The organism is Streptomyces sp. WAC04114 (assembly GCF_019733245.1).
GTDB classification, from domain to species: domain Bacteria; phylum Actinomycetota; class Actinomycetes; order Streptomycetales; family Streptomycetaceae; genus Streptomyces; species Streptomyces massasporeus_A.
Genome location: NZ_JAIGQA010000287.1, coordinates 1 through 5,861, shown reverse-complemented (window position 1 = coordinate 5,861; position 5,861 = coordinate 1). Strand labels below are relative to the sequence as shown.

The following is a 5,861-nucleotide window of genomic DNA, read 5'->3' as shown; positions in this document are numbered from 1 at the left end:
GCGCCGAAGTAGCTGCGTACGACGAGGTGTTGGCCGTTCGGGGAGAGCGTGGCGTCGGTGGCCTCCAGGTCGGGGACCTCGGCGACCGGGCGGAATACGTTGGAGCCGGACGGGGAGAGCTGCGCCGGGCCCTCGAAGAGGTGTCCGCCCTTCTCGTTCTTGTCGACGATGTAGACGCGGCCGGTCTTCGGATGCACGACCAGGGACTCGGCGTCCCGCGCGCCGTCGGAGTACTTCACGACGTACTGCGTGGCCTTGATCGTCTGGTCGCGCAGGTTCTTCGGCTCGGGCAGCCGGTAGATCCAGACGTACGGCCAGGTGCCGCCGAGGTTGTCGCCGATGTCGCCGACGTAGATCTGGTTGTCCGGGCCGATGGAGATGGCCTCGACGTCACGTGGGCTGCCGACGCCGGACATGGTGATCGTGGCGACCGTCTCGCCCGTCGAGCTGTCGACGGCGTAGAGATACGCCCCGTCGTCGCTGTCGTTGTGCGTCCAGTAGACGCCGGGGTGCTGCCGCGAGGCCGCCAGGCCGCTGGACTCGGTGATGCGCGGGTCCTTGATCGTGAACTTCTCGTCGCCGTCGGCGGCGGAGGCGGGCACGGCGAGGGCGCCCGTGAGGAGGGCCGCGGCGAGAAGGGCGAACGGTCTGCGCATGCCCCAAGCCTGCCATCCGGCTCGGCGGTTCACCGGCGTAATGGATCACAGGGCCGACGGCGGGACTTGGGGCGTGTCCCGGCTCACACCCCGTGGGCCGTCGAGATCGTTCATCATGAGCGGATGCTCAGGTTCATGCCCGTCGGTGACTCCATGACGATCGGGAGCACGGGCGAACACACATGGCGCTACCGGCTGTGGCAGCACCTGTGCCGTTCCTACGCCGGTCCCTGCACGCTCGTCGGCCCGCGCGAGACGCTCTACGACAAGCTCGCCGACGCCCCGGTGTCGTACGCCTACGCCGAACCGGACTTCCCGCGCTCCCACCTGGCCGGCTGGGGCGAGGGCTGGCAGCACATGGCGCCGCTGATCGGCGACGCGGTGCGGTCCTGCCGCGCGGACGTGCTGCTGGTCTCCCTGGGCCTGATCGACCTGGGCTTCTACACGAACGCCGAGCAGACCGCCGCGAACGTCCGGGCCTTCACGGCCGAGGCCCGGGCGGCGAACCGCCGGGTGCGGATGGTGTGGCTGCCGGTCACCCCGAACGTGCGCGCACAGTCGGACGCGGCCTTCGCCGGCGAGGTCACCCGCTTCAACGAACTCCTCGCCAAGACGGCAGCCGACCTCGACGAACCCGGCTCCCCCGTCCTCCTGGCCTCACCCCCGCCCGCGTACGACGTCGCCACCGACACCTACGACGGCACCCACCCCAACGCCAGCGGCGAGCACAAGATCGCGGCGGCCTTCGCAGCGGCGATGCACCAGGGCTGGGACCTGGCCGGCCCCTACGAGGGGTAACTCCCCCCCCCCACGGGCGTAGGGAGAACGTGGAGGAAAGCACACTCGCCCAGGCAGGCGCTTGCCTGGAGCGCACTCCAAGACGTTGGCTGGGAACCATGAAGTACACGCAGCTCGGACGCACGGGACTCAAGGTCAGCCGGCTCGTCCTCGGCACCATGAACTTCGGCCCGCAGACCGACGAGGCCGACAGCCACGCCATCATGGACGCGGCGCTGGACGCGGGCATCAACCTCTTCGACACCGCCAACGTCTATGGCTGGGGCGAGAACAAGGGCCGTACCGAGAGCATCATCGGCAACTGGTTCGCCAAGGGCGAGGGACGACGCGACAAGGTCGTCCTCGCCACGAAGGTGTACGGCAACATGGGCTCCGACGGCCCGGCCTGGCCCAACCACGACAAGCTCTCCGCGCTCAACATCCGGCGGGCCGTGGACGCCAGCCTGAAGCGGCTCCAGACGGACCACATCGACGTCTACCAGTTCCACCACGTCGACCGGGACACCCCCTTCGACGAGATCTGGCAGGCGATCGACGTCCTGGTCCAGCAGGGCAAGATCCTCTACGTCGGATCGTCGAACTTCCCCGGCTACAAGATCGCCCAGGCCAACGAGATCGCCGCCCGGCGCTGCGGGACCATCGGCCTGGTCAGCGAGCAGTGCCTGTACAACCTCGCCGAGCGGCGCGCCGAGATGGAGGTCATCCCGGCCGCGCAGGAGTACGGACTCGGCGTCATCCCGTGGTCGCCACTGCACGGCGGTCTGCTGGGCGGTGTCCTCAAGAAGGAGGTCGAGGGCGGCCGCCGCGCCTCCGGCCGCGCGGCCGACGCACTCGCCGACCCCGCCACCCGCGCACAGATCCAGTCCTACGAGGACCTGCTCGACAAGCACGGCATCGAGCCCGGCGAGGCCGCCCTGGCCTGGCTGCTCACCCGCCCCGGCGTGACCGGCCCGATCGTCGGCCCGCGCACCGCGGAACAGCTCGCCTCCGCCGTCCGCGCGTCCGAGCTGGACCTCTCGGAGGACCTCCTGACAGCCCTGGACGAAATCTTCCCGGGGCCGGGCCCGAGCCCGGAAGCTTTTGCCTGGTAGGCCGCCCCTTCAGGGGCGCGGGGAACTGCGCGACCGGCCCCCGCCGGCCCGCAGCCGGAGAGCGGCCGTCGGTCGCAGTTCCCTCGCCGCCCCCTGCCCTACCTCCCGATCACGGAAGCGAGGGCGACGACGAGAAACATCAGCACGAGCACACCGGCCATGATCCGGTTGCGGGTTTTCGGGTCCACGGCATCGAGCCTAACCGGCACCCCCGAGTGCCCAGCGCCCGACCGCCTCGTACCGGGGCTGCTCCCCCGCGACCCCGGACGTCGGCAGATCGCTCCGCACCAGGCAGAGCTCCCGCACGGTCCAGGTCCGGCCCGTGAAACCCGCGAGGGTGTCCAGGAAGGGCCGCACGTCCCCCGCCGCCCGGCTTCGCGCCACGGTCAGATGGGCCTTGTACCGCCGGTGCTCCCCCATCGGCACCCCCGCCTTCCGTGCGGCCGCCTCGGCCCGCTCGGCCAGCAGCCGGAGGGTCGCCAGGTCCCCCTCGGCCCCGGCCCACAGCGCCTTCCCGTGCCCGAACTGCCCGCCACCCCGCACGGCCAGCGGAAAGGGCTCGGTACGGCGCGCGGCCCGCTCCAGCCGCTCCGACAGCGCGGGGACGAGCCCGTCGTCGACCTCCCCGTAGAAGGCGAGCGTGAAGTGCCAGCCGGGGCGGCCGGTCCAGCGCATGCCGTCGGCGCCGGGCAGTCTGCGCAACTCGTCGACCACGGCGCCGAGTTCACGGCAGACTTCGTCCGGGGGCAGCAGGGCGGCGAAGAGTCTCATGGGGCCAGCCTGGCACCATGGGGCGATGCGGATCACCATCCGGGACGGCGGGCCCGACGACATTCCCGCGATACTCGGCATGCTCGACAGCTGCGTGGAGTGGCTGGTCTCCCAGGGGCGCACGGGGCAGTGGGGGACGAAGCCGCTGTCGCAGAGCCCGAAGACCGTGGAGTCGGTCGGCCGGTACATGGCGGAGGGCAGCGTGTTCATGGCCGACGTCGACGGTGTCCCCGCCGGCACCCTCACCCTCACCGGCTCGGCGGGCGCCTACCTCTCCCACCTCCCGCAGCCCGGCGAGCCCGAGCGCTACATCCACTGGCTGGCCTCGGACCGCCGCTTCAAGGGACACGGCGTGGGCAGCGCCCTGCTCGCGCACGCCGCCGAGGAGACCCGCCGCGCCGGCATCTCCCTCCTCCGCGTCGACTGCTACGCCGGCGACGACGGCAAGCTCGTCCGCTACTACGAGGCCAATGGCTTCACCCGCACGGAGGCCTTCACGGTCGGCGAGGACAAGTGGCCGGGGCAGCTGCTGGTGCGGAGGGTGCAGGCATGTCCGGCGGACCGGGCGTGTCCCGCCGACCGCCCGGATAACCGTGTTGACAGACAGGACCGAGATGGCCGACAGCAGTAACGATCTCACCCTCGACATGATGTTCGAGTGGGTGGAGAGGATGCCCATCCCCGAGGGCTACCGGGTCGAGATCGTCGGGGGGCACATCTTCATGGCGCCTCAGCGGGACGCCCACTGGGACACCATCGCGAACATCATCGAGCAACTACGCGTGAAGTATCCGCGCAAGCGTGTTAAGTCCGACGTCCGCGTCGACTACCCGGGCCACCTCAACGGCTTCGCCTCCGACGTGACCGTGATGGCGGAGGGCGCGGCGGAGAACGCCAAGGGGCTGTGTCGCTACCAGGACGTCGAGTTCGTCGCCGAGGTGATCTCCAGGAAGACCGGCGCCAACGACTACGGCCCCAAGAAGGACGCCTACGCCGCCGCCGGCGTGCCGGTGTACCTGATCGTGGATCCGTACACCGGCCGCTGGCACCTGCACACCAAGCCGAAGGACGGCGAGTACCGGGGCGAGCTGAGCCTGGACTTCGGGGACGAGATCGACCTGACGGGCACCGCGGTCGGGCTCGTCCTCGAGACCGGCGAGTTCCCCCGGGACTGACGCCGCACTACGCCGCACTACGCCGCACTACGCCGCCGGAGCCAGCGCCTCCTGCTGCTCCCGGGGCACGAACCGCACCCGGGGATGCCCGCCGTGCCAGCCCACCGACAACCGCAGGTTGCCGACGCGGGCCAGGATCAGGCCGATCACCGCCGCGGCGAGTGCCGCCACCGCACCACCCGCGGCCAGGCCGACCCGGGCGCCGTAGGTGTCGGTGACCCAGCCGACGATCGGGGCGCCGACCGGTGAGCCACCGAGGAAGATCATCATGTAGAGGGCCATGACCCGGCCGCGCATGGCGGGGTCCGTGGACATCTGGATGCTGGTGTTCGTGGTGACGTTGACCGTCATGCCGAACAGCCCCAGCGGGACCATGAGCAGGGCGAACATCCACAGCGTGGGGGTCGTCGCCGCCACGATCTCCAGCGCGCCGAAGGCCATGGCCGCCACGATCAGCAGCCGCAGCCGGGCCGTGCCCCGCCGCGCCGCGAGCAGTGCGCCCGCGACCGAGCCGACCGCCATCAGCGTGTTGAACATGCTGTACGCGCCCGCCCCGGCGTGGAACACGTCGTCCGCGAACGCCGAGAGGTACACGGGGAAGTTGAAGGCGAACGTGCCGACGAAGCCGACCAGGACGATCGGCCAGATCAGCTCCGGGCGGCCGGTGACGTACCGCACGCCCTCCCGCAGCTGTCCCTTGCCGCGCGGGGCGCGCTCCACGACGTGCAGCTCACGGGCGCGCATCAGCAGCAGTCCGGTGAGCGGCGCGATGAAGGACAGGCCGTTGAAGAGGAACGCGTAGCCGGTGCCGACGCCGGTGATGAGTATGCCCGCGACGGCGGGGCCGACGAGGCGGGCGGACTGGAAGTTCGCCGAGTTCAGGCTGACGGCGTTCTGCAGCTGCCCCGGGCCGACCAGCTCGGAGACGAAGGACTGCCGGGCCGGGTTGTCCACGACGGTGGCGAGACCGACCGCGAAGGCGGCGACGTACACGTGCCACACCTGGACCTGCCCGGTGAGGGTGAGGACGGCCAGGGCGATCGCCGTGAGCGCCATCGAGGACTGTGTCACGAGCAGGGTGGGCCGCTTGCGCAGCCGGTCGACGAGGACACCGCCGTAGAGGCCGAAGAGCAGCATCGGCAGGAACTGCAGGGCGGTGGTGATGCCGACGGCGGCGGAGGAGCCGGTGAGGCTGAGCACCAGCCAGTCCTGGGCGATGCGCTGCATCCAGGTGCCGGTGTTGGAGACGACCTGCCCCATGAAGAACAGGCGGTAGTTGCGCACCGTGAGAGAGGAGAACATCGAGGATTTGCGGGCGGGCCGGGCGGTGGGTGCGTCGGAGGTGGGCGGGGAATCGTGGGGATCAGGTG

General features: G+C 70.7%; 6 protein-coding genes and 1 pseudogene. 4 read left to right on the top strand and 3 right to left on the bottom strand.

Features of this window, described 5'->3' with window-relative positions; all coding sequences use genetic code 11:
* Positions 1–656, bottom strand: a 656-nt coding sequence (locus tag K4G64_RS37905) for a WD40 repeat domain-containing protein (protein ID WP_221760406.1), incomplete at its 3' end; no start/stop codon positions are given.
* A gap of 123 nt (positions 657–779) precedes the next feature.
* On the opposite strand from K4G64_RS37905, the gene K4G64_RS37900 reads away from it, so the two are divergent.
* Together K4G64_RS37900 and K4G64_RS37895 are read left to right on the top strand one after the other, a co-directional pair.
* Positions 780–1,454, top strand: coding sequence for a GDSL-type esterase/lipase family protein (locus K4G64_RS37900; protein WP_221760405.1), 675 nt, complete (start codon positions 780–782; stop codon positions 1,452–1,454).
* Positions 1,455–1,552: 98 nt separating this feature from the next.
* Positions 1,553–2,545, top strand: a complete 993-nt coding sequence (locus K4G64_RS37895; protein WP_221760404.1) for an aldo/keto reductase — start codon at positions 1,553–1,555, stop codon at positions 2,543–2,545.
* 198 nt (positions 2,546–2,743) lie between these two features.
* Here K4G64_RS37895 and thpR read toward each other — a convergent pair whose 3' ends face one another.
* Positions 2,744–3,316, bottom strand: a complete 573-nt coding sequence (gene thpR / locus K4G64_RS37885; RefSeq protein WP_221760403.1) for an RNA 2',3'-cyclic phosphodiesterase — start codon at positions 3,314–3,316, stop codon at positions 2,744–2,746.
* A 25-nt stretch (positions 3,317–3,341) separates the two neighbouring features.
* On the opposite strand from thpR, the pseudogene K4G64_RS37880 reads away from it, so the two are divergent.
* Together K4G64_RS37880 and K4G64_RS37875 are read left to right on the top strand one after the other, a co-directional pair.
* Positions 3,342–3,860, top strand: a pseudogene (locus K4G64_RS37880) (GNAT family N-acetyltransferase); the annotation flags it as partial.
* Positions 3,861–3,930: 70 nt separating this feature from the next.
* Entirely contained in the window at positions 3,931–4,491 is a 561-nt protein-coding gene (locus K4G64_RS37875) for a Uma2 family endonuclease (protein ID WP_221760402.1), read from the top strand.
* Positions 4,492–4,518: 27 nt separating this feature from the next.
* On the opposite strand, the gene K4G64_RS37870 is transcribed toward K4G64_RS37875, so the two are convergent.
* Positions 4,519–5,861 (bottom strand): MFS transporter (locus K4G64_RS37870; RefSeq protein WP_260461532.1); only part of this gene is annotated, 1,343 nt, incomplete at its 5' end.

What these genes read in the sequence shown, in the direction of transcription:
- K4G64_RS37900 (WP_221760405.1), top strand. Translation starts at nt 780, where the DNA reads ATGCTCAGGTTCATGCCCGTCGGTGACTCCATGACGATCGGGAGCACG.
- K4G64_RS37895 (WP_221760404.1), top strand. Translation starts at nt 1,553, where the DNA reads ATGAAGTACACGCAGCTCGGACGCACGGGACTCAAGGTCAGCCGGCTC.
- thpR (WP_221760403.1), bottom strand. Translation starts at nt 3,316, where the DNA reads ATGAGACTCTTCGCCGCCCTGCTGCCCCCGGACGAAGTCTGCCGTGAA.
- K4G64_RS37875 (WP_221760402.1), top strand. Translation starts at nt 3,931, where the DNA reads ATGGCCGACAGCAGTAACGATCTCACCCTCGACATGATGTTCGAGTGG.